19 protein-coding genes are annotated in these 22,990 nt (G+C 32.5%); 11 read left to right on the top strand and 8 right to left on the bottom strand.

All coding sequences use genetic code 11. The features are described 5' to 3' along the window. The first annotated feature begins 87 nt into the window (after window positions 1-87). A complete protein-coding gene (locus DK441_RS25150; RefSeq protein WP_074406110.1) occupies window positions 88-279 on the top strand; it encodes a cold-shock protein in 192 nt (63 codons plus the stop codon). 92 nt (window positions 280-371) lie between these two features. On the opposite strand, the gene DK441_RS25145 is transcribed toward DK441_RS25150, so the two are convergent. Further along, window positions 372-1,721 (bottom strand): DUF5995 family protein, encoded by a 1,350-nt coding sequence (locus tag DK441_RS25145; RefSeq protein WP_109853301.1) that lies wholly within the window; start codon window positions 1,719-1,721, stop codon window positions 372-374. A gap of 302 nt (window positions 1,722-2,023) precedes the next feature. Between DK441_RS25145 and DK441_RS25140 the strand changes: the two genes are divergently transcribed. The 3 genes from DK441_RS25140 (at window position 2,024) to DK441_RS25130 (ending at window position 6,037) form a co-directional block, all read left to right on the top strand. Then, complete coding sequence (locus DK441_RS25140) at window positions 2,024-2,779, top strand: AraC family transcriptional regulator (RefSeq protein WP_109853300.1); 756 nt, start codon at window positions 2,024-2,026, stop codon at window positions 2,777-2,779. A 56-nt stretch (window positions 2,780-2,835) separates the two neighbouring features. Beyond that, window positions 2,836-4,137, top strand: a complete 1,302-nt coding sequence (locus tag DK441_RS25135; protein WP_109853299.1) for an aspartate aminotransferase family protein — start codon at window positions 2,836-2,838, stop codon at window positions 4,135-4,137. A 187-nt stretch (window positions 4,138-4,324) separates the two neighbouring features. After that, the gene (locus tag DK441_RS25130; protein ID WP_109853298.1) at window positions 4,325-6,037 is read left to right on the top strand and encodes a patatin-like phospholipase family protein; all 1,713 of its coding nucleotides are present in this window, start codon (window positions 4,325-4,327) and stop codon (window positions 6,035-6,037) included. Between the two features lie 59 nt (window positions 6,038-6,096). Here the strand turns inward: DK441_RS25130 and DK441_RS25125 are convergent, their stop codons facing one another. Next, window positions 6,097-6,801 carry a LytTR family DNA-binding domain-containing protein gene (locus DK441_RS25125; RefSeq protein WP_109853297.1) on the bottom strand — a complete coding sequence of 235 codons (705 nt, stop codon included), beginning with the start codon at window positions 6,799-6,801 and terminating at the stop codon, window positions 6,097-6,099. After that, the gene (locus DK441_RS25120; protein ID WP_109853296.1) at window positions 6,798-7,859 is read right to left on the bottom strand and encodes a sensor histidine kinase; all 1,062 of its coding nucleotides are present in this window, start codon (window positions 7,857-7,859) and stop codon (window positions 6,798-6,800) included. The genes DK441_RS25125 and DK441_RS25120 overlap by 4 nt, the downstream gene beginning before the upstream one ends. A 237-nt stretch (window positions 7,860-8,096) precedes the next feature. Between DK441_RS25120 and DK441_RS25115 the strand changes: the two genes are divergently transcribed. From DK441_RS25115 to DK441_RS25100, 5 genes are all read left to right on the top strand, one after another. After that, complete coding sequence (locus DK441_RS25115) at window positions 8,097-10,481, top strand: TonB-dependent receptor domain-containing protein (RefSeq protein WP_235015832.1); 2,385 nt, start codon at window positions 8,097-8,099, stop codon at window positions 10,479-10,481. Window positions 10,482-10,493: 12 nt separating this feature from the next. Next, window positions 10,494-11,291 (top strand): DUF6503 family protein, encoded by a 798-nt coding sequence (locus tag DK441_RS25110; protein WP_109853294.1) that lies wholly within the window; start codon window positions 10,494-10,496, stop codon window positions 11,289-11,291. Between the two features lie 241 nt (window positions 11,292-11,532). Next, the gene (locus tag DK441_RS26830; protein ID WP_160112278.1) at window positions 11,533-11,709 is read left to right on the top strand and encodes a hypothetical protein; all 177 of its coding nucleotides are present in this window, start codon (window positions 11,533-11,535) and stop codon (window positions 11,707-11,709) included. 203 nt (window positions 11,710-11,912) lie between these two features. After that, on the top strand, window positions 11,913-13,019 hold the full coding sequence (locus DK441_RS25105) for a type 1 glutamine amidotransferase domain-containing protein (RefSeq protein ID WP_109853293.1): 1,107 nt from the start codon (window positions 11,913-11,915) through the stop codon (window positions 13,017-13,019). Between the two features lie 100 nt (window positions 13,020-13,119). Further along, on the top strand, window positions 13,120-14,178 hold the full coding sequence (locus DK441_RS25100) for an AraC family transcriptional regulator (RefSeq protein WP_109853292.1): 1,059 nt from the start codon (window positions 13,120-13,122) through the stop codon (window positions 14,176-14,178). A gap of 56 nt (window positions 14,179-14,234) precedes the next feature. Here DK441_RS25100 and DK441_RS25095 read toward each other — a convergent pair whose 3' ends face one another. The 3 genes from DK441_RS25095 to DK441_RS25085 form a co-directional block, all read right to left on the bottom strand. After that, window positions 14,235-15,107 carry a tetratricopeptide repeat protein gene (locus DK441_RS25095; protein WP_109853291.1) on the bottom strand — a complete coding sequence of 291 codons (873 nt, stop codon included), beginning with the start codon at window positions 15,105-15,107 and terminating at the stop codon, window positions 14,235-14,237. Between the two features lie 106 nt (window positions 15,108-15,213). Beyond that, complete coding sequence (locus DK441_RS25090) at window positions 15,214-15,909, bottom strand: LytTR family DNA-binding domain-containing protein (RefSeq protein WP_109853290.1); 696 nt, start codon at window positions 15,907-15,909, stop codon at window positions 15,214-15,216. 1 nt (window position 15,910) lies between these two features. Beyond that, window positions 15,911-16,939 carry a sensor histidine kinase gene (locus DK441_RS25085; protein WP_109853289.1) on the bottom strand — a complete coding sequence of 343 codons (1,029 nt, stop codon included), beginning with the start codon at window positions 16,937-16,939 and terminating at the stop codon, window positions 15,911-15,913. A gap of 349 nt (window positions 16,940-17,288) precedes the next feature. Between DK441_RS25085 and DK441_RS25080 the strand changes: the two genes are divergently transcribed. Next, window positions 17,289-17,468, top strand: a complete 180-nt coding sequence (locus DK441_RS25080; RefSeq protein WP_109853288.1) for a hypothetical protein — start codon at window positions 17,289-17,291, stop codon at window positions 17,466-17,468. A 118-nt stretch (window positions 17,469-17,586) separates the two neighbouring features. On the opposite strand, the gene DK441_RS25075 is transcribed toward DK441_RS25080, so the two are convergent. Together DK441_RS25075 and DK441_RS25070 are read right to left on the bottom strand one after the other, a co-directional pair. Then, window positions 17,587-19,821, bottom strand: coding sequence for an FAD/NAD(P)-binding protein (locus DK441_RS25075; RefSeq protein ID WP_109853287.1), 2,235 nt, complete (start codon window positions 19,819-19,821; stop codon window positions 17,587-17,589). A gap of 13 nt (window positions 19,822-19,834) precedes the next feature. Then, the gene (locus tag DK441_RS25070) at window positions 19,835-20,695 is read right to left on the bottom strand and encodes a hypothetical protein (protein ID WP_109853286.1); all 861 of its coding nucleotides are present in this window, start codon (window positions 20,693-20,695) and stop codon (window positions 19,835-19,837) included. Between the two features lie 136 nt (window positions 20,696-20,831). Between DK441_RS25070 and DK441_RS25065 the strand changes: the two genes are divergently transcribed. After that, entirely contained in the window at window positions 20,832-22,868 is a 2,037-nt protein-coding gene (locus tag DK441_RS25065) for a sensor histidine kinase (RefSeq protein ID WP_109853285.1), read from the top strand. Window positions 22,869-22,990 lie beyond the last annotated feature (122 nt).

Genomic DNA, 22,990 nt, shown 5'->3' with positions numbered 1-22,990 from the left:
GAAAATTAATGAATTAATTTGTTATTTATCAAATAATTGACACCATCTTTGCAAAACAAATTATATAATAAATTTAATTACATTACAATGAATAAAGGAACAGTAAAATTCTTCAATGACGCTAAAGGTTTTGGATTTATCACTGAAGAAGGTGCTAACAAAGATCATTTTGTACACATTTCTGGATTAGTAGACGAAATTCGTGAAGGCGACGCAGTTGAATTTGATCTACAAGAAGGTAACAAAGGATTAAACGCGGTAAACGTAAAAGTTATCTAATACATATACTTTCAAGTTTAATGAAAGCCCATCATTATTGATGGGTTTTTTTTATTATGTATACTATTGTTACTATGTAATAATATAAACTATCATTGCTTATTCAAGATTTCTACTGCTTTTGCCCAATCATTCTCTAAAACCGAATGTACTTGCTTTTGATCTGATCGAACAGTATAATCACCAACAAATTGGGTGCCTAACAAATCAATATGATACAATGCTTTGAGCCCATTAGCATAAATCACAGCAGGATACACATCATGTTCTCTAAACAAAAAAGAAAAAGGTCCAAAACGAACATGGGCATCTACAATTACTCCTTTGCCATTAGGAGATAAAAGGTAATCTTCTTTAGAAATAAAAAGGGTAAACCAACCTTTATGAATTCGGAAATCATTTTTGGCAACACCTGCTTTTCCTTCATTTGGTAAAGGAGTAATAATTGATTTGATAGCCGCATCTCCAACTATTTTCTGAAATAACCCCATCATAGTAAGCAATATCTTATTTTTAATACTAATCGAAGCTCTTAGCATTTTGGACCAACTTTTTATTTTAAAATTAAAATTACCAGTCCATTCTCCTTTTGCTATTCGAAAGTAATATATCTGGTTAGGAGCATTCTTAAGTGCTTCTGGACTTAGTATGATACCTTGTTCTTGTTCTATTAATTCGAGTAATTCGTTTCCAGCATTTAGGGTATCAATACTCTGATCGACATCTTTTACTTCTACAGAATTAATAACCTTCAAAACAGAGGATGCCAAAAAACCAGGGTCAATAATTTTTTCACCTACCTTGGCTATATCTACATTTTTTTGTTCAATAACGACTTGTTGATCTTGTATGGTAAGAGGCGCTAGTTCGGTAGCGAGTTTCCAGGCAAAATCTCGTGCGATTTTCATACTAAAATTAATAATCGCCTCTTCTTCTTTTTTTGCAATATCCTCTAATAAGTATAATAATGGGGAAAGTTCACTTAACTCCTTCAGAACGGTTGGTATAATAGAAGCAAGAATAGTATTTACCTTTTGAAAATCATCGTGCAAATCATGAATAGCTGCTCCAGGAGCAATTTCTGCAGCAGCAGCTCCCAAATCGATATTGATATGCGGATTCATGCCTAATAATAAGTGTTGAACAATAATGAGTTCATGATCAGATATTGCATTAAAAGCAACTGCCCATGCTTTGGGCATGGCAGGATCATTGTTTTGAAATTGTTCAACTACTTTAAAATAGCGTGCTGCAAAATGAATATCTAACTCTTCAAGTCGTTTATCATCATCAAAATACCCGGTACCTAATTTGCTTTTAATGGTTTGGGTTACTCGCAAATATAAACTAGCGAAATAGCCCACTCGACTAGAGTGTTCTTTTGACCACTGTAGAATAGATTCTAATTTTTCGATTACTTCATCGATAGAAGCTGGATTCATAATAACAGATTTAGAATACCGTTAGTCCATATTTAGCTTTACTAAAGTTATAGTATTTACAATCAATTAAAAAGAGTTAAAACCCCCAATTTATAGCGGGTTTTCTACCTAAAATTGGTAAAAATAGCACATGTTTAAGATCATAGTATTCATTATCAATACTTAAGGATTCTTCAATTTTTAACATAGAGATACCCAAAAACTCAATTTAAGAAACACTGGTATTGTCGTTATAATGACTAATTTTATGTAAAGGGTATGTGTTTTTTTTAATTACCTTCGTATGATAAGTTACCTATATCATGGAATGTGCGACCATATGTTATGATAAAAGACATTTTTTTCCGATGCATTTGCATCCGGATCGCTATACATTTTCTTATATCATAAATGGAAGTTCAAATCTTATCTGTAAAGATGCTATATTTACCTTAAAAGCTGGTGATTTGGTCGTGATCCCTCCCTATGTGGCACATCAGACATTGGTAGAGAATTTTTTTCATTATAAGGTGATACGGGTTCCAAAATTATACTCTTTCAATACTATTTCCAGTGACCGATTAGGTCTAACTATAATACAGAATTGCCATTCGTATAAACATCATTTTGATGCCTGGTTCGAATCTATTAGGGTTGCTAATAAGAAGAATTTTGATACTAAGGATCATGAAGAAACTAAAGTCCCGGATGTATTTAAACATTTTTTGATTAGTACAAGCGCTAATTCAACAAAGTCAAAACTTATTTTAAAAAAGGCACTGGTACATTTTGAGCATAATTATAATCGTACCATATTGGTAGAAGAATTATTGGATCTAACCTGTTTAAGTGATAGTCATTTTCAGCGTCTTTTTAAAACCAATATAGGGATTTCGCCTATTCGTTATCTACAAAATTTACGAATAGAAAAAGCTAAAGAATACATAAAGACGAGGGACAGTTTTACTGATATTGCTTATGATACGGGCTTTTTTGATCAAAGTCATTTTAATAAATACTTTAAAATGAATGTTGGGATGATCCCAAAAAAATATGCCGACCTGGTTAAAAATGATTGAATTTTACAATTTTAGGGTTTAAAATTGATCGAACTTGCTATCAAAAGTAAAACGTTATGCAAGATTTAAACCCAAAAGAAGTAGAAGAAGCCCAGGAAACATTAATACGGTATTGTGGTGAGTTTTCACCTTTTATTGCCGAAAAAGCTTTTGGAAGCTATATCTACAATAAAAAAGGAGACGCGATTCTGGATTTTACTTCTGGTCAAATGTGTTCTGTATTTGGACATAATCATCCAAAGTTTGTTGAAATATTAGAAAAGTCAGGTGATAAAGCTATTCATTTACTAAGTTCTATTTTGTCTCCTCCGGTGATTGATCTTGCCAAAAAACTAACCAGCAAACTCCCCGATAGTCTATCCAAATGTATATTTCTAAATACAGGATCCGAGTCGAATGAAGTGGCAATACGAATGGCAAAATTAGTTACTGGCGGTTTTGAAATCATAGGATTTTCAGGGTCCTGGCATGGTATGACGGCCGGAGCACAATCGTATACCTATTCAAAAACAAGAAAAGGATATGGACCTGCGATGTCGGGTAGTTTGATGATACCGGCACCTTATGAATATCGCTGCCCGATTGCACATTGTAAAGGGAGTTGTGATCATACTTGCCTGGAGGTAGGTATGAAAATGGCGGATCAACAATCTGTTGGTGAATATGCCGCATTAATAGCCGAACCTTTATTGAGTGCCGCAGGGATGATAGAATTAAAACCCGATTATATTAAAAGGTTAAAAGAACTATGTGATGAACGCGGATTATTACTAATATTTGATGAAGCTCAAACGGCATTAGGACGTCTGGGGACAACTTTTGCTTTTGAACAATATGATGTTGTTCCCGATTTCTTAACCTTATCAAAAACACTAGGGGGTGGGCTTCCTTTGGCAGCAATGGTTACCACAGCAGAAATAGAGGAAGAATGTCATAAAAGAGGGTTCGTTTATATGACTTCTCACGTATCCGATCCATTTTGTGCATCTTTTGGCTTAGCCGCTTTTGATATACTTGATGAACAACAATTAGCCGAAAATGCTTTGGAAAAGGGGGAGTACTTAAAACAGCAATTGTTACAACTATATGAGAAATATGAATGTATAGGGGATGTAAGAGGTAGCGGACTTTTATTAGGTGTTGAAATTGTAAAGGATCGGGAAACAAAGATACCAGACGATGATCTGGGTCAAAAAATATGCAGTAGATGCCTGGAGCTGGGATTAAATATGAATATAGTTCGAATGAAAGGTTACGGAAGTGTTTTTAGAATTGCTCCTCCATTAACCATAAGTATCGAAGAAATAGATTTAGGGATTGCGATCTTAGATGAAGCAATACAGGATTGTATTCAATAAAAAAGCTACTTGTAGCATGTTGACTTAAAAACAGGTATTTTTACGTATTGTTAGCTATAAAAGTTCATCTTAAGTTTAAACATCATAATCGTCATTTTTTAATTCCCCACATTGATTATAAATAGTTGATTTAGATTTCTTATTAATGTAATCTTTTATTAAAATTATACTGTAAAATTCTGGAATTATGAGTGAAGACAATAGTAGTCCCGAAAGTACCTTTATTCCTTTTCAAAATATAGGCTTGTGTTTTAGTGGTGGTGGATATCGAGCAACATTCTATTCTTTGGGAATACTCTCGTATTTAAATAAAGTCAAATTTAAAGAAAAACCTTTATTAGAATATGTAGAAGCTCTAAGTTCTGTTAGTGGCGGGACACTTTTGGCAGTGGCTTATGCCAAATCTGCACAGGATACGAAACACAGTTTTACAGATTTTTTTAAAGCATTTTACCAAACCTTTGAACCTAAAAATGATAAATTATTAGATACAGCAATTAAGAAACTGGAAGATGATACCGTATGGAAAAATAATACATACAAGACTCGTTCCCTGATTAATGCGTTTGCATTGACATATGCAGAAATGGAAGTTTTTAAAGGTGATTTTTCTATGTTTGAGAACCCAGCATCAAAACATTTAAAACAGGTATGTTATAATGCTACAGATTTTTCGTTTGGACTTACGTATAGGTTTCAAAATACAGGAGTTTTTGGAAGCTCCCCACTTTCTAATACATCTGTAGAAAAGCTTAAATTTAAAGTACAATTGGGAGATATTATTGCTTCATCTTCCTGTTTTCCTCTTGGGTTTGAACCGTTACAATTTCCAGATGATTATTTTAAAGATCATAATACTACAGATTATAAAGCATTGAAAAGCCTTGATAGATTTATTGATGGGGTAGGAATCATGGATGGTGGTATTGCGGATAATCAAGGGATCGGTAGTATGATCCGAATTAATGAGAGAATGAAAAATGCACTCAGTCTTATCATCGTAAATGATGTTGGAAGTTTTAAAATGGTACCCTGGCGTCAGGATAATAGTTTTGAGAAAAAAGGAGTTTCTTTAAAACAATTTGTAGCAAAAGCCTTAGCATATTTCAGAATTAAACCATTGTATTGGATACTTCTTTTATTAGGAGTAATTATGGTAGTTATAAATTCGATGAAAATTTTCAACCATTGTGATGATTGTGGCTCGCCTGCCATCTATATCATTGGTAGTATATTAATTGGTATCGGTTTAACACTAACTCTATTGGGTGGATTTGCCTCGGTTGTACTGAAATTCTTTAAAGGTAAGATGGCTTCACTCTTTAAAAAAAATGTACCAGAACCACTTGTAGATGACATCCTGAGTTTTAAAAAGCTAGATATTGGATTGGTGCAACAGATGCTTACCAATCGACTAACATCTGCAGTAAAAATGATCAATGACGTCTTCTTAAAGCAAATGCGCAGACTTAATTATGATCTGTTTTATTCTAAATATTCACTTCAAAACAAACGCATAACTACTACAGTGTATAAGCTAAATGGTCAAAAGACACCTTATTCTGGTGCTCAACCGAATTATAATAAGGATATTAAACCTGCGCCAAGCAAATTGTTAATGAGTGTTGGGTTAACTGCATCCGAAACACCAACAACATTATGGTGGGATAAGAAAGATATTGCCAAAAATAGAATGGATACACTAATCGCCTGCGGTCAATTTACGCTCTGCTATGAACTTATGGAGTATATCCTGGAGCTCAAAAAATCAGAAAGTGATTTAAAAATTGATTTTACCGAAATTGACGAACTTTATAAACAGTTAAAGAAGGATTGGAAAGAATTTAATGAAGATCCATTTTTCGCACTAGAGGAATTAAAAAATAAGTGTTTAGAATAGATTTTTAAAGTTGTTTTGATATTTGTATACCTGTTTTTTGTAGGAAACTTTTATACAAGTCATTTAAAAAAAGCTAGCATATTATCTTTATAACTGTTTCCAATAGGGATTTCAATTCTTCCTATTTCTACATCATTTTTAGTATATGCTGTAATTTTTTCACTATTTACAATATAAGAACGATGTAAGCGAATAAAACGTTTATCAATACGTTTTTCGAAACTAGAGATACTTTCCTTAATCGTTAGTGCTTCATTCTCTAAATGAATTTTAATATAATCCTTTAAGCTTTCAATATATAGAACATCATCAAAAAGTACTTTTATTTGTTTTTTGGCTTTGTTTACAAAAACAAATTCTATTTTCTTATGAGTAGTATCTTCTGATGAATCAGACGAAATGGATTTTCTTTCCTGTTTCAAAAACTTCTGAATGGCTAAGAAAAAGCGTTCAAAAAATATGGGTTTCAATAAATAGTCTATCGCATTTAATTCAAATCCATCTACTGCATAATCACGATAAGCAGTAGTAAAAATTACCTGAGGTTTGTATACAAGGTTTTTAAAAAAATCGGTACCTTTTAGTATAGGCATTTCAATATCTAAGAAAAGTAAATCTATTTTTGTTGTATTTAATATCGAACTGGCCTCAATAGCACTTGAGCACGAAGCAATTAATTCAAAATCCGGAAGCTTATTTAAATACGTTTCGATTAATTCTCTGGCTAAAGGTTCATCGTCTATAACTAAGCATGTATAGCTCATATAATATCTAATTTAAGATTAGCAGAAAATGAATTTGATTTGTTTTCAATAATCAAATCATATGCTTTGGGATACAGTAATTCTAATTGTTTTTTTATGTTTTTTAGCCCTATAGAATCTTTATTCATAGAAATATTAACTCCCATCGGCTTGCTGTTTTTTACATTAAACACTAATTGCTCTCCCTTTTTAGAGATGTTGATTTCGATACTTGCTTGATTTATTTCTTCTTTAACACCGTGTTTAAATGCATTTTCGATAAATGTGAGCAATAATAAAGGAGCTATTTTTTCTTGTCCTGTTACATTTTTACTAAATGAGATTTTTACTCTATCGGCATAACGGATTTTTTCTAAGGATAAATAGTTCTCGATTAAATCAATCTCTTTATCTAATGATACATAATTTTCATTACAGCGATATAAGATATAATCGAGGATATTAGAAAGCTTTTGGATTACTTTGGTGGTGTCATCAGACTTTTTTAATGCCAATGCATGTAGATTATTTAATGTATTGAATAAAAAGTGGGGGTTTAATTGATTTTTTAATGCAGCAAGCTCGGTTGTTTTTTTCTGTTCATTTAACTTTAGTAAACGTTGCTTCTCTGTATAAAGTTTTAATACCAGGATTAAGAATGTTGGATATAGTAAATACAATGATTTTGATATAAATTCACCTATGTTAGTAAATCTCCCTAACAGTGAAGTATCGGTAAAACGTTTTATATAATTTACATACGTTGCAGGGAAGGTAGGCTCAAAATAATACATATACGTTAAGGTGCAAATAAGGTAAAAAGTAAGCAATGTTATTACGATCGATATCCAAAAAATCAAGACCTTACCCTTATTTAAAAGATGTAGAATTAAAAATTCTATAATCACATAGGACATAGCAATTTGTAGTATAACCCTTATACTATAAGTGATTAGTAATTCTTCAGTTGTAGAATAATACCAACTAGAGGCAGAAGCGGAAAAGACAAAAATCAAAAGCCCAAATATAAGATACTTGAATCTTGAAACTTCCAGAAAGCTTTGGATTTTATGTAACATATCGTTTTCTATTTCTATTGATTGTAAAGGTACAAATTTAAAGAACCCAAGTTAGTATAGGATACCAAACTGCGGGTTTGTGGTGCCGAAAATCTATTTCCCGTAGACAAATTCATATATCGGCTGTAACCCAATCTATAGCATCGCTTATACTGCTTCCGTCTGCTTTTTTTTATACGGGTTTACTCTTCTTATAATTTAGCCGCTCAAACCATAATTTTTTTGAGAATGAACTTTATGAAAACAATGTTACTTTACCTTTTAAAGAATAGAAAGCATGCATTTATATTCCTTTTCCTTATTTCTATAGGTATGTATGGACAATCGGGTACAGTTACAGGAGAAATATTAGATCAAAATACACAAGAACCTATACCTTATGTGAACGTAATTGTTAAATCTGGAGATAAGATCGCAACTGGTGGGATTACAAATGACAAGGGGGTATTTTTTGTAGATAAAATTCCTTTTGGAGCATATGATTTTGAAGTTCAGTTTATTGGGTTCAAGACAGTTACAAAGGGTGTTACAATCACCAAATCAAACCATAAAATCGATTTTGGGACCATTTTAATAGAAGAAGAAGCTGTCGCTCTTGAGGGAGTCGAAATTACAGCCGAACGTTCGACTATTGAACAAAAAATAGATAGAAAAGTTATTAATATCGGAAAAGATTTAACCACTGCCGGTGCTTCGGCTAGTGATATTATGAGTAATATTCCTTCGGTAAGTGTTAATCAAGATGGCGAAATCTCTCTTCGAGGTAATGAAAATGTTCGTATTCTGGTTGATGGAAAACCAACCAATATTAGCGCTACCGATCTATTACAACAAATACCATCTACATCAATTAAAACCATAGAATTGATTACAAGTCCTTCATCAAAATATAATCCTGAAGGCATGAGTGGAATTATTAATATCATCCTAAAAAAGAGTACTCGTTTAGGGTTTAACGGGTCCATAAACTCTGGAGTAACTTTTGGGCAAAAGGCACGATTTAATAATTCGCTGAGTCTAAATTACAGAACAGGGAAAACTAATTTTTACGGGAGCTATGGCAATCGTTTCGGGACGCAAATAACAGATGGAACTGTTACCAGAACTATAGAACAAACGAATCAGTTAACCAAAAATAATAATGGTCGTACATCACATCTATTTAAAGTAGGTGTCGACTATTACATTAACGAAAAAAACACATTTTCGGTGTATACCAATCAAAATTTGTTTAGTGCAGATTTAGAAGGTGAAAAAACACTTACTTTTTTTAATGATACTGCTTCAAACTTCATACAATATGATACGATAAATAGAGATAATATAAATTCGACTTATAATGTTGATTTTCTACACTCGTTTGCTAAAGAAGGACATACTATAGAACTCGAATTAGATTATAATACGCTACAAAGTGATATTGCTAACGATTTTAAGTTTGCAGGAAATTCACCTGTAAACAATTATACCGAAGTTGTTGATGATAAACGAACAAATACGATAGTAAATCTTGATTATGTAAACCCTCTTAGCGAGAAATCAATCGTAGAAATTGGAGTAGAAACACGTCTTCGACGTACCGATAATTCTTATGAAACGAGTCGTGTTGATTTTAGAAATTCAACCTTTTCTTATGATAGAGATATCTATTCATTTTATACAACTTTTAGTCAAAACTTTAATAAATGGCAATATAATGTAGGGGTTAGATTAGAAGATTATAGTGTAACGACTCAATTTATTGAAGTAGAGGAACCACAGGATAGTTTTAAAGATCACCTTTTTAATGTATTTCCTTCTGGATTTTTAAAATACACACCCGATGAAGAACAAAAAAACTCGTATCAATTAAGTTTTAGTAGACGAATTGATAGGCCATCACTAAACCAGATTAATCCTATACGACGGATTAGTACCCCGCAGATTATTATCGTTGGTAATCCAAACTTAAGGCCGCAGTTTACTAATTCTGTCGAACTCAATTATAATAGAAAAATAAATAAAGGCAATATAACGTTTGGTGGTTTTTATAGAAAAATTAATGATGAGATTAATAGAATAGGCTATTTTGATCAAAACAATCCAACACTACTCATTCTTGATTATGCAAATTTTGATAGTAATGATGCGTATGGAGTTGAATTTTCTGCAAGTTACCGACCAATAAAATGGTGGAATTTTAATGCAAACTTTGATGTGTACACCAGAACACAAAAAGGAGTTATTGAAGGTCAAAATGTAAAAGTTCATAATACTTTATTAAATGCTAGGCTTAATAATAGTTTTAAAGCTTCTAAAAACTTAACATTCCAAATCTTTACTTTTTATAGTGGTCCGCAAAAAATATTACAGTACGAATTAAAGGATAATGTTTTCGTAAATGCCGGTGCACGTTACAATTTTGCCAAAGGGAAAGGAACTTTTAGTGTTAATTTTAATGACATTTTCAGAACACAAAGGTTTGCTTTTGAAGCGTATAGGACTGTTATTCAAGATGGTGAGTTTAGGCGAGATAGCCAATCTGTTTATTTTGGACTTTCTTACCGTTTTGGTGGAGGAAAAAACAAAAGACTAAAACGTAAAAAACGTGACAAAAATGAAAAAGCTGATAAATTCTTATAAAATTACAAGATTATGAAATTGAAAATATACATTACAGGTATAGCCTGTATACTGGCTAACATAACCTTTGCTCAAAAAAAGGAATTATCAAGTAATGATTCTGCTAAAGCGCTAATAGAAAAAATGGTTGCTAAAACAGGAAGTTATGAACTACTTAAGAAGCTAAAAGATGTTGAGTTTACCTATGATTTTTATAGTCCAAAGACTAGAAAAAGTGATATTTCTGTAGAGCGTTATATTTTTAATGGAGAAGTGTCGTGGGGACAATATAAGACACATAATGTATTTGTGCTTCCTAAGAAGGAAGGAATAGTTACCCAATATTACGAAAGTACAGGTAATTCGTGGATAACTATTGAAAACACTAAGATAACAGATACACGAACATTACGAAGTTCTGATTTTTTGCGTAAAGCTAATTATTACTGGTTTACCATGATGCCTAAGTTATTAGATAAAGGTATTGTGTATACGCAGCTGCCTGATAGAGTACATAACAAGATCAACTACAAAATAGTAAAAATAGGTTTTGAACAAGGAATCGGGGATGTTCAGGATGATTTTGTACTGTATATTAATCCAACTACTTTTCTTGTAGATAGATTTTTGTTTACTGTAAAAGGAAGTGCATTAGGGATATCTCTTATGGAAATAGAATATGAAACCGTGAACGGATATACTTTTATGGCAAAGCGAAAAGTAATTCCAGCAGATTGGGATGGAAATATTAAAGGTAAAGTATTGTATGTACAAACCACTACAAATGTCAAATTTAATAACGGATTTAAAAGAGAATTACTAGCAAAATAAAAGTTTCACGTTGGTAAGGAACGCAATCCAACGGTAATACCATATCAACTGTATATGGTAATGAATTAGCCAATTCTACCAGTAAAAGCCTATCATTTTGGTGATAGGTTTTTTACGTTATGATCGTTTGTAACATAATTCCTAAAGTTTAATTAATGTGATAGAATATCACACCAAAAAACATTAAATTTAGAGTTAAATTCTATTCAAAAAACATTCTTAAAACCTAAAATTCTGAATTATGAAAAAAGCACTTTTAAATGTAACAGGAGCTAAAGAGTTATCTAAAAATGAGCAAAAAAGTATTGATGGAGGCGCAGGCCCAAGTCGTCCATGCGGTGGAGATGGTTCATTTATATATGTAGATGGTGTTAAGGTATGTTGTTATATACCTTGGAGCGGTCATTATATATGCTAGCATCTCTTTTAATAATATTAAAATTCTAATTGAATTTATTTTTAGAATATTCAAGAGATCATCTTTATAGAGGGTCTCTTTTTTACTTATCTAATTACTACATAAGGTATTCAAAACATAATTTAGTCTGACGGAATTATCATTTCGACAGTTTTTACAGTGATTTTGGTAGTACTTCGCACTGTAATTCTAAAAATCATATTATGTTTAAAAAATATCCAATCCTTAAGTGGAGTCTAACTATCCTTGGCAGTGTAATCGTCTTACTTTTTATTTTTGGCTGGTGGTTTATAAGTTTATTACCCTCATCAGAAGAAATAGGTCCAGACGTATCTACGACACAAACATTTGATTTACCATATTTATCTGAAGACATTCAGCCCCCACGAGGAAAGATTTTGGCTATAGTGACAAGTACAAATACTATGGGAAGCACCGATAAAAGTACAGGATATGAGTTAACCGAATTATCGCGTGCATACTATGTGTTTATGGCTAATGGTTTTGAAGTTGATATTGCAAGTCCGTTAGGAGGAGAGCCACCAGTTGTGATCGATGATGATGACATGGGGAAATATGATTATGCATTTTTAAACGATAGCATTGCTCAACATAAAGTAAAACATACTATTATGGTAAAAGATATTAACCCAGAAGCGTATGAGGCCGTATTTTTTGCAGGAGGAAAAGGGGCAATGTTTGATTTCCCAGAAAACAAGGCTATTCAACATATTGTACGTCATTTATATCAATCAAATAAGGTTATAGGAGCGGTATGTCATGGTCCGGCAGCTTTGGTAAATGTAACTCTCGATACTGGTCGCCCGCTACTGGAAAACAAAAAAGTGAGTAGCTTTACCAATGATGAGGAATTACTACTCATTCCTGATGCTGAGACTATATTTCCCTTTTTTTTACAAGATAAATTAACAGCTCAGGGTGCACGTTTTAGTAAAGGAGCTATGTATTTAGAGCATATTAGCCGTGATCAAAACTTAGTGACAGGTCAAAATCCCTGGTCAACATGGGGATTAGCCGAAACGATGATTTCGGCATTGGGATATACACCAAAACATAGAGAAATCACAGCCGAAGAAAATGCAATGAAGGTATTAATAGCTTATGAAGAAGGAGGTACTCAGAAAGCCAAAGAAGTAATTAAGCAAATATCTACTGTAGAAAATAAACCTTTGGCCAGAGAACTTATAGCGGTACATGGTGCCGTTGCAATCATGAGAGGTAGTATTGGACGGTTTTTTAACCTTGTTAGTTTAACATCATATGCAAAAGGAGAATCCAAAAACATATAGAGGTTTATAGCATAAGTAGTATTTGTCTTAGATTTAAAGTACAAATCAATACTTGGTTTGTACTTTCTTTGAATTCTAAATATCCCTACATTTGGAAAAAATGATTCCATTGAGTTTTTTAGATATATTACTTGTTATTGTTAGTAGTGCAGGGCTTTTGCATGGAGTATTGTTTGCCTTTTATTTAACTGTTTTCAAAAAGAAAAAGACACTGAGTAACCTTTTGCTGGGATTGATTCTTGTATGTATGGCATTTAGAATAGGTAAATCGGTTATGTTAAATTTTGGTGATGATTTAGAACCGGTATTCATTTTTATAGGATTGGCATTTCTTTTACTAATCGGACCACTTTTAAGGTGGTATATTTTAGGAATGACACGTCCTAATTTTAAATTACCCAAGTATTACATTTCAGAATTCATTCCATTTGCTTTGATTTTTATCGCTAGTCTTTTTGTGACCAAAGAATGGTATGAAAACAGCAAGTTGGTTATTATCATTTTTTCGAGTGGTCTTGTTTTTATATATCTGCATTTCGCTTTTTATATAGTTTTATCCTGGAGAATCTTAAAACGTGCAAAGAAGCACTATAAACAAGAACAACAAACAAAATCTCGTAGTGCTGTACTACATTGGTTACACTTCCTGATTATTGGTTTTGTGGTTATCTGGGGATCTTATGTTCTAAACATATTAGATGAAACAGTACCTTATATTGTAGGCCCAATATTATATTCGGTAATTATCTATTTTTTAAGCTATAAGGCATTCCAACTTAAAGTTACAGATTTGGATGGTAACGTGTTTAAAGCAAACAACAATAACCTCTTATTTGATAAGATTTCAAAATTGGTTATTGATTCTAAGTTATATCTCGAACCAGATGTATCTCTGGCAAAACTGAGTGAAATGATAGGAAAAAGTACACAACTAACCTCATCGGTTATTAATCAATATGCCAAACAAAATTTCAACGATTTTATTAACTATTATCGAATTCAAGATGCAAAGAAACTACTTTCGAGTGCAGGAAGTGATAAATATACGATTTCATCAATTGCTTTTGATACAGGTTTTAGTAGTCTTTCCTCTTTTAATGGAGCATTTAAGAAATTTGAAGGTATAACACCATCGTTGTATAGAAAAAATAACCTTTGATACCGAAGTTCAAAGGTTATTAAATAACCATTTTTAACTATTCACTACATTATACTTTACAATTTTGATGATTGTATCGAATCTAATTTTGCTTTAGCAACTTCATATGTTTTTTTTAGACTTTCACTGTTTTTAAAATACTTTCCATAGGTATAGGCTTTTTCAATAGACTTCATTGTTTTATCATAAAACCCATTTTTGTAGTAAACAATATGCTCATACTCTGCAAAATAGATGTCATTTTTGGTGTTGGCCCCATATTTTTTGGCCTTTTCAAGATATTCTAATGCCTTTTTATATTCTTTCTTTTCATAATACATAACAGACATAAACTCATAGCCTTTGGGTAGATTTGGTATTAATTCTGTACTCTTTTTGTAGCATTCTAAGGCCTTGTCAAATTCACTATTGTAATAATATGCCATACCTAAAGACCAAACAGCCGCAGCGCTGTCTGGATACATATTCACTACTTTTTGAAAGTATTCTTGAGCTTTAGAGTAGTCTTCCTTTACCAATAGATAATACTCTGCTTGCATAATATCTCGCTCTGATTTTAATGTTGTTACTTTAGAGAGTTCAAATGCTTTAGTTACTTTTTCTTTATATTTTTCTGGGTCTTGTTCGTAAAACCCTCCCATTAAAAAACCACTAGGGTAATTAGGGTCTAATTTCATAATCTTTGCCGCTTTCTTTTCAAACTCTTCTTTATCTCCATAAAAAAAGAAATTTGCTTCAAGATCATTAAAGAGTTGATGTACCTCTGATACTTTTGAGTCTACAGGCAGGGTAAACCCATGAGTATTTAAATTAGAAGGAGCATACTTTTTAACAAAATCGTCCTCAATTTCGCGTTCTGTTTTCTGGGATTGGCAAGATGAAAAACTCACTACAAGTAAAAAAATACTTAGATGTTTAAACATGTTCATATCTACATTTTTTAATTAATTTATGGTAAAATTATATTCGATATGAATACTATTTTTAAAAAATAGATGATGCTAGACTAACCATTGATAAAAACTACAAAAGTGTCTAAGTATGTGATAATAAAGAGAAGACTTTGCCAGAGTAACTAGATCCGATTGGGATTTCTATAGTATCTATTTCTATATCTTTTTGTGTATACGCCGTGATTTTATCAATAGCAACAATATAAGAACGGTGGGTACGTAGAAACAGAGTTGAAGGGAGTTGAGTTTCTATTTTACCAATGTTACTTTTAACGACCAATTTTTGGTGAGTAGTATGGATTTTCACATAGTCTTTTAGGCTTTCGATATATAAAACTTCATCAAATACGATCTTAATATGTTTTTTATTCACGTTTACATAAAAAAATGTATCGTTCTTTTCGACAATAGCCAAAGGAGGAGATTGTACTCTTTCATAATAGCGATCAATGGCTTTTACAAACCGATCAAAAGAAATAGGTTTTAATAAATAGTCTATAATATCCAAATCATATCCTTCTATTGCATATTCTCTGTAGGCTGTGGTAATAATCACTTTAGGGGGGTGTTGTAATGTTTTTAGAAAATCGAGACCTTTTAAAACGGGCATTTCAATATCTAAAAATAACAAATCGATTTCTTCTTTTTTGATGACCTCAAAAGCTTCTACAGCACTATAGCAACTGGTAACAATTTCTAGATCATCAAGCATTTTTATATGATTTTTTAGCAAATCAATTGCAGGAGATTCGTCATCAACAAGTAAACATCGTACCATATTAATTTGTTTTTAAAGTCAGTTTTAAACTAAAAAATATATCAGATTCATCAATCTCAAATTTGTGTTTTTCGGGATAGATTAAATCCAGTTGCCGTTGGATATTAGCAAGGCCAATTCCGCTTTTATATTCTTCTGTTTTATAGTTGTATTCGGTTTCAGGTTTTGTATTCCAGACACCAAACTCTATATATCCGTCAAATTGCTCAAGCGTAATTTTTATTTCTGGTTTTTTAATATTCCCTCTAACTCCATGTTTAAAAGCATTTTCGACAATAGATAGCAGCAATAAAGGAGTTATTGGTTGTTCATTTTTAAAATGATTTTTTTCAAAAACAACATGTAATCGTTTACCATATTTAATTCGTTCTAACGCTACATAATTTTCTATAGTATGAATCTCTTCGACCAATGGAACTGATGTTTGCTGACTTCTATATAAAATATAATCCAAAATTTCTGAGAGTTGTAATACCATATCCGGCGCTTTAGGAGATTTGGTAATCACATAAGAATATAGGTTGTTTAGTGTATTGAATAAAAAATGAGGATTTAACTGCGCTTTTAAGTATTTAAGCTCTGTAGCTATTTTTTCTTTTTCTAATTGATACACTTTTTCTTTTTCTAATTCTTGCTCTTTATTAGTCTTGTAGAAATACATGATCAAGGCAGGAAAATGAAAGGACAGCATATAAAAAGGAAAATCGTCTAAACTGATTAATGGGTAAGGACCATCTGCACAATATTTGTCCAGATGATAATATCCCATTATACGAAATAGTAGCACTAATATGATAATCATAAAAATCATAGATAATCCAAAAGCAACATATTTTTTATGTTTTAAATAGTGTGGTATTTGCCAATAGTTGAAAGTATAAGCAGCTATCATCAATATTGGGAGTTTAAGCAAAGTTGTTTCTATAGATTGTTCAAACAATTCTGGATTAGTAGAAGAAAAAATGTAGAAAAGAAAAATTCCCACCCAAAATATAATATGACTAAGGCTTCTTTTTTTGTTAGAACTCATAACTGGAAATATAATCAAATTATCATTTTCTTATCAAAAAAAGAGCTGTTTAGAAGCTATCCGTATATAAAAATAGAGTAACTGTAGATAAACTTGAAAAGAGGGATAAGAGACTATAGAAATAAGTGTGCTGTGGATATAAAAATGATGTAATTTTATTAATGTAGAAATTTTTCAAAAATTTGTTAATATAAAAAACAAGTGTTTTTACTTATTTTATATCCAATACGTACTTGCTAATTTTGGGTACTTCAATCGTCATTTTTATTCCCCATTTTTTTGATTATCAATTTGTGTAATACGTGTTTTAGATGAATTCTATTTGTTAGTAATATTAAAAATATAAGATATGGGAGATTCTTGGTTTGAAAGAGAGGATAAAGCAAATGATTTTGAAGATGCTCAACGGTCACGAAGCAAAAATGATTATGGAAGAGGAAATAAAAATAATTCATCAGGAGGAGGTGGAACAATGATGTTGATTATTATTGGCATCATAATTTTTATCGCCTATAAAGGCTGTGGTTAAGAATAATTATTTATCTATATCTAATATTTTATCCTGTGGGTTTCTGGATTATAATCATAAAAAAGGTCGATTACAACTTGTAATCAACCTTTTTGTATTGTGAAAGTATTTCGTTTTATTATTTCAATTTTACTCCAGAAAAAATTTCTGTTTCACTTGGTAATTCAAGTTTATCTCTAATTGCCTGACCCGCTTGAAGACCTGCAACGATAGCTCCTTCATAATACCCTACATTAACACCAAAATTGATCCAGTCTCCGGTAAGGATAAGATTATCAAAACCAGACTCATTAGCTTTAAGACGGTATTTATTAGAACCAGGAAGTGATAGTGTGTATCGATCTGTTGGGTTTACGTTAGCACGAAAAAACTGTGTTTTTAACCTACTATAATCAGTTTTGGCATTTTTCGAGAAATCATGAATTACATCCAATTTCATTCCTTCCGGATACTCCAGAGTAGTAGCATTCGGGAAAAACCATCCCATTTTATCTTTTAACCATTGTTCTGAAACACGCATGATACGTTCTAATTGCTCATGAGGATACCTATGATCTGAGTATGGAGGTATTACTTCTGGATCTAGAAACGATCCTGTAAAATATATTAATACCCCGGGTTCATCACCTTTCCAATTTTCATATGGCATCACCTGCGACATATCTATAAACGAATATTGAGGATCGGCATACGTAACCAGGTTGGGTAATGACCCTTCAGGAAATCCCCAATCGGGCAAATTCATACCTAATTCTTTTAATGTAGGTTTGATCCATAATTGCATAGACATGGTAGGGATACTTTTAACATGATTGTACATATTCTTCCATGCCTCATTATTATCAATAATCTCTTTACAGATCCCTTCATCACCACCCAATACATCAATAGGGATACCTAAAACCACATCATCAAAATCTTTACCTTTTTCTAAAGATATTTTGCCAACATTCTCCCAACCACACCAGGCTTCTTCAAGATCATATTTACCTTCTTTAAGTGCTTTGGCCTGTTGATCGTCTATTTGATCATAAAGTGGCTCTCCAGGCCATACATCCAGATTTTTGAATTTATAAGTAGGGGTATACGTCCCATTTTTTAAGGTGACCTGTTCGGCCATAGATATCTTTTCTATTTCTCTAGAATCAGAATAATGTACCTGTTCTACTTTATGAAAGAATTTGAATTTCACACCTCTGTTTTTAAGGACCAAATAAATTGGAGTAATCATAGTATCTGCAGTTCCTGCTTTGAATTTCCATACAAAAGATCCTTTATACCCTGCAGAATTTGTTAGAAAATGAAGCCCTACTCCAGCTGCCAAACTACCCTGGTGATTAGATCCTGTAAGGTTGTGAAAGGTTCCTGTGTAAAGAAATCTTACCATAGCAGAACTCAATAATCGTTCACTTGCTCCATGGTTTTTAAGCCATTCACGATAATCTAAATCATTGATACGTTCATAATCTAACTCATGAGTTTCAGGGTCATATACATCTTCAAATGTTCCCTTCATATTGACTAAACCAAATTCTACAAATACGGCTAACCAATAGAAGTACTCGTTGTGATCTGCTATAGAATCAATAAGTTTAGCTACCCATTTAGAAAGTAAGTCGAGTAGTTCTTTGATCATAGAATGATGCTCTTTTCGTTGTGCATGATCGTGATCCTCACTGGTCAGGTTCTGAACCAATTCTGATATATAATTCAATAGTTTTTCACCTTCATGCTTAAAGAGTTTATCTTTTACAAACGTTTCAAATTTAGATTTAAAACTTGCCCAAAGCGGATGATGCTCAGGTGGTTTGATTTCTTTAGCAGATTCAGAAACCATGCTTACCAGATTATCCTTATTTGGATCTGTACCAAACAAAATTTCGGAGACTAGACCTACTGCTTTGTGAATAATGGCCGAAAAAGGCAAAGGGCCACCCTGGCCAGGTATATACTCATTAGATGGAAAAATGATATTTTTTTTAATCCACTGATTTGTTTTAGGATCAAAGTGGGTGAGTAGGGTGGTATCTTCCCGATCAAAAGCTTCTTCCCAGGATTTAAAGGGACTATCGAGCATTAGATTATGTTGCTCACATTCTTTGTAAGAATCCTGGATCAATCGGAAAGCATTTTCGTACCATCCCTGGGCAATATGAATACCATGCTCTTGAATCCTTTCATTTGGACCTCTACCCGTAGCGGTTTTTCCTCCTAGTCTCCAACCCATTTGATAAATGGTGATATCGTAATGATCTTTCCAGTTTTCGTAAGAGCTAAGTTCATAAGCGGCTGTTAGTGATGACATACCACTACCTAGTATGGCTATTTTCTTTTTGTTTTCTGAGTTTTGCATTGGTTTATTAATTTTAAAGAGTATGGATTTTCTTAGGTGTTAATTTTGTATTGAAATGTGCTGAACTAAATTCACTCTCACTAATCGGATAGAGCGGTTTATTTTTTTTGATGTACTCTAATACTATGGGAGAGTTGTTCCATTTGGCAGCTTCGGTATATAACTCATCTAAATGTGGTATGATAAAAAGCTTGTCGAAAACATCTTCAATTAATCCATTTAGATTATGTGCACGATGCGTAACATACTCAATGTCTTTTTTAGATAATGGATAATGACTTGGATAAAAAGCTTCGATATCTGTTAGGATAGAAACTGCAGCTCCTCGCGGATTGCCAAATATTTTGCCTAAAATTCCAAAACTTACACCTTCAACCATTGACTGAGCATACAATACGCGATAAAGCACGATATTCATAAAATATTGTTCATAAATATTTTCTTTAAATGCTAACGAATCGGCTACTTGGTACCCAGCAATGATACTAGAGTTATGAGCACGATACCAAGAACATTCATTGGGAGTATGAATATACTCCAACCAAAAATTGACAGGAACTGGTAGATCCGGAAACGTTTCACCAGATTCATAGATTAATTGTGCAAGTGTCGCTAGATACAAAAAATGACTATTTACTGATCTCCACCACAGACTACCAGGGGGTTGCACGTTTATAGAATTAAGTGTACCCCTTTTTATTTCCCAATCCATAAATGCTAATTCAGAATTTCCCAGTCCTTCTTTTCCATTAATGAAAGGTTCTCCGTATTTTTGATAGAATTCGTAACGTAATTTATAGCGATTCTGCGGAGTTTCGGAGGCATGAAGTACAATTCCTTTGGCTTTTTCCTTAAGTATTTCGAGTTTGTTCATATATTAGTAAAAAGGTTTATAAACTTACAAGTAAAATTATTATATACAATAGATATTTTAGGAAATTCAAGTAGTATGATGCATTAAATTTCCTTGTTGAGCAAAAAATGATTTCTCAAACTATTAAACATTAAGAATGACAACATATTTTAAATACTATTTGGGGTTTTTATTGATTATATTATTGTCTCCCCTTAATGTATTTAGTCAAACTACTATTCTTCTAGATGATGATTCGACAGAATTGCGAGATATAGGTAAACAAACGCAGTATCTGGAGGATACTTCACTTAAACTATCTATTGAAGAAATTATAGATAATAGCCTTGAAACGAGGTTTAAAGCGTGTACTCAGGAAACTATAAATTTTTCCAGTACAGCTTCTGCTTACTGGTTAAAATTTAGAATTACTAAGACTATACCGGGCGATTTTTATCTGAATGTAGGTTCGGCGTTCATAGATTCTATATCACTTTATGAATTTGATAAGACAAATCAATTAATTTCTACCAGACATACTGGTGATGACTTACCCTTTAATACCAGGGAAATTGAAGTAGGTAATTATCTATTTGCTCTTGATTTTGATGTAAATAGTACACGAACTTTTTACCTTAGGGTAAAGAGTGATCAACCTTTGTTTTTTCCGCTTCGGGTGGGAACACTTCCCAATTTTTTGGACTATGAGCATGATTTAGACTTTTTGCAGGGGATCTATTTTGGGTTTATGCTCTTGATTTTCTTATATAATCTCTTTTTATATTTTTCGACCAGAGAGAGAATATACCTCTATTATATTGCTTATGTATTTAGTATTACCTGGTTTATGGCTTCAGTATTTGGCTATTTCTTTGAATATTTTTGGCCTAATACCCCTTTCATTAATCAAATTGTGGTTGTTAGTTCTGGCTTGACTATGATTACTGCCACTTTATTTACCCAAAAATTTTTAAACACCAAAGAATCAGGTTCTACTATGCACAAGGGATCCATGGTATTTCTTGTTATTGGTATTTTGGTATGTGCTCTTGTGTTATTAGGTTTTAAAATAGAAGGCCTAAAATTATCACAAGGAGGACTGTTAATCATGGCATCATACTTTCTTATCTTAGGTATTCGATTTAAATTAAAAGGATATCGCCCGGCCAAATATTATTTATTAGCCTGGGGTGCCCTTATTATTGGTATATGTTTTGCCATTCTCGAGTCTTTAAATCTAACTTTTGTGATGACGTATTTAAATGCGATGCAGATTGGTTCGGCTCTCGAAGTTTTACTGCTTTCATTTGCGTTGGGTGATCGAATTAATATGTACAAAAAACAAAAAGAAGATGCACAGTTAGAAGCGCTGTTGGCAGCCAAAGAAAATGAAAGACTAATTCAGGAGCAAAATATAATACTTGAGAAGAAGGTCAAGGAACGAACAGCAGAAGTCGCTATTCGAAATGAAGAACTAGTTAACCTGAACAAGGAAAAGGATATGTTAGTCAATATAGTTGCTCATGATCTTAGGACTCCGTTGAGTCATATACGATTATTGCTACAATTAATTGATATTACTTCTCTAGATTTGACTAAAGATCAGGTATCCTATTTAACCGAAATCGACAACTCAGCAGATCGTCTCTCACAGATGATTGGTCGTATTTTAAATATACATGCATTAGAAACAAATCGGGTTAAATTAAAGAATCAAATTCTTGATTTGGTAGAATTGGTGAAGTATGTGGTAAGGTGTTTTCGTCTTACCGCCGAGGATAAAGAGATTAAAATGATCACTACATCACAACCAGGAAGTCACTTTGTAGAAGTGGATAAAAACTATATGATCCAGGTCTTAGAAAATCTGGTTTCTAATGCCATCAAGTTTTCTGAAAGAGGAAGTGAAGTCATATTACATGTAAAATCTCATGACGCTAAAACATATGTTGTGGTAGAAGATCAAGGACCTGGTATTAGCAAAGAGGATCAAAAGAAACTTTTCGGTAGATTTCAGAAACTTAGCGCACAACCCACAGAAGGTGAGGCATCTATTGGATTAGGATTATCCATCGTTAAAAAATATATCGAATCGATGGATGGCGAAATTAACTGTGAAAGTGAATTAGGTGTCGGAACCAAATTTATTATCTCTTTTGATTCTAAAGACCACTTGGAAAAAGTTGAAAGCTAATTTCTTATAAAACAACATAACTCCTGAGTTGATACCGAACATGTTTTTACTTAAAACCGTCGAAGTGTAGAAACATTTTTGCACTCTAATTCTTTAGATCTAAAGTCATCCTGATAGATTTT

Origin of the sequence: Aquimarina sp. AU58 (assembly GCF_900312745.1) — a bacterium.
Taxonomy (GTDB): Bacteria; Bacteroidota; Bacteroidia; order Flavobacteriales; family Flavobacteriaceae; genus Aquimarina; species Aquimarina spinulae.
The sequence above is the reverse complement of the archived record's forward strand: the minus strand, read 5'-3'. Positions and strand labels throughout refer to the sequence as shown.

What these genes read in the sequence shown, in the direction of transcription:
- DK441_RS25070 (WP_109853286.1), bottom strand. Translation starts at nt 20,695, where the DNA reads ATGAACAAACTCGAAATACTTAAGGAAAAAGCCAAAGGAATTGTACTT.
- DK441_RS25100 (WP_109853292.1), top strand. Translation starts at nt 13,120, where the DNA reads ATGATTCCATTGAGTTTTTTAGATATATTACTTGTTATTGTTAGTAGT.
- DK441_RS25105 (WP_109853293.1), top strand. Translation starts at nt 11,913, where the DNA reads ATGTTTAAAAAATATCCAATCCTTAAGTGGAGTCTAACTATCCTTGGC.
- DK441_RS25125 (WP_109853297.1), bottom strand. Translation starts at nt 6,801, where the DNA reads ATGAGCTATACATGCTTAGTTATAGACGATGAACCTTTAGCCAGAGAA.
- DK441_RS25135 (WP_109853299.1), top strand. Translation starts at nt 2,836, where the DNA reads ATGCAAGATTTAAACCCAAAAGAAGTAGAAGAAGCCCAGGAAACATTA.
- DK441_RS25150 (WP_074406110.1), top strand. Translation starts at nt 88, where the DNA reads ATGAATAAAGGAACAGTAAAATTCTTCAATGACGCTAAAGGTTTTGGA.
- DK441_RS25115 (WP_235015832.1), top strand. Translation starts at nt 8,097, where the DNA reads ATGAAAACAATGTTACTTTACCTTTTAAAGAATAGAAAGCATGCATTT.
- DK441_RS25145 (WP_109853301.1), bottom strand. Translation starts at nt 1,721, where the DNA reads ATGAATCCAGCTTCTATCGATGAAGTAATCGAAAAATTAGAATCTATT.
- DK441_RS25075 (WP_109853287.1), bottom strand. Translation starts at nt 19,821, where the DNA reads ATGCAAAACTCAGAAAACAAAAAGAAAATAGCCATACTAGGTAGTGGT.
- DK441_RS25080 (WP_109853288.1), top strand. Translation starts at nt 17,289, where the DNA reads ATGGGAGATTCTTGGTTTGAAAGAGAGGATAAAGCAAATGATTTTGAA.
- DK441_RS25095 (WP_109853291.1), bottom strand. Translation starts at nt 15,107, where the DNA reads ATGAACATGTTTAAACATCTAAGTATTTTTTTACTTGTAGTGAGTTTT.
- DK441_RS25120 (WP_109853296.1), bottom strand. Translation starts at nt 7,859, where the DNA reads ATGTTACATAAAATCCAAAGCTTTCTGGAAGTTTCAAGATTCAAGTAT.
- DK441_RS25090 (WP_109853290.1), bottom strand. Translation starts at nt 15,909, where the DNA reads ATGGTACGATGTTTACTTGTTGATGACGAATCTCCTGCAATTGATTTG.
- DK441_RS25065 (WP_109853285.1), top strand. Translation starts at nt 20,832, where the DNA reads ATGACAACATATTTTAAATACTATTTGGGGTTTTTATTGATTATATTA.
- DK441_RS25130 (WP_109853298.1), top strand. Translation starts at nt 4,325, where the DNA reads ATGAGTGAAGACAATAGTAGTCCCGAAAGTACCTTTATTCCTTTTCAA.
- DK441_RS25110 (WP_109853294.1), top strand. Translation starts at nt 10,494, where the DNA reads ATGAAATTGAAAATATACATTACAGGTATAGCCTGTATACTGGCTAAC.
- DK441_RS25085 (WP_109853289.1), bottom strand. Translation starts at nt 16,939, where the DNA reads ATGAGTTCTAACAAAAAAAGAAGCCTTAGTCATATTATATTTTGGGTG.
- DK441_RS25140 (WP_109853300.1), top strand. Translation starts at nt 2,024, where the DNA reads ATGGAATGTGCGACCATATGTTATGATAAAAGACATTTTTTTCCGATG.
- DK441_RS26830 (WP_160112278.1), top strand. Translation starts at nt 11,533, where the DNA reads ATGAAAAAAGCACTTTTAAATGTAACAGGAGCTAAAGAGTTATCTAAA.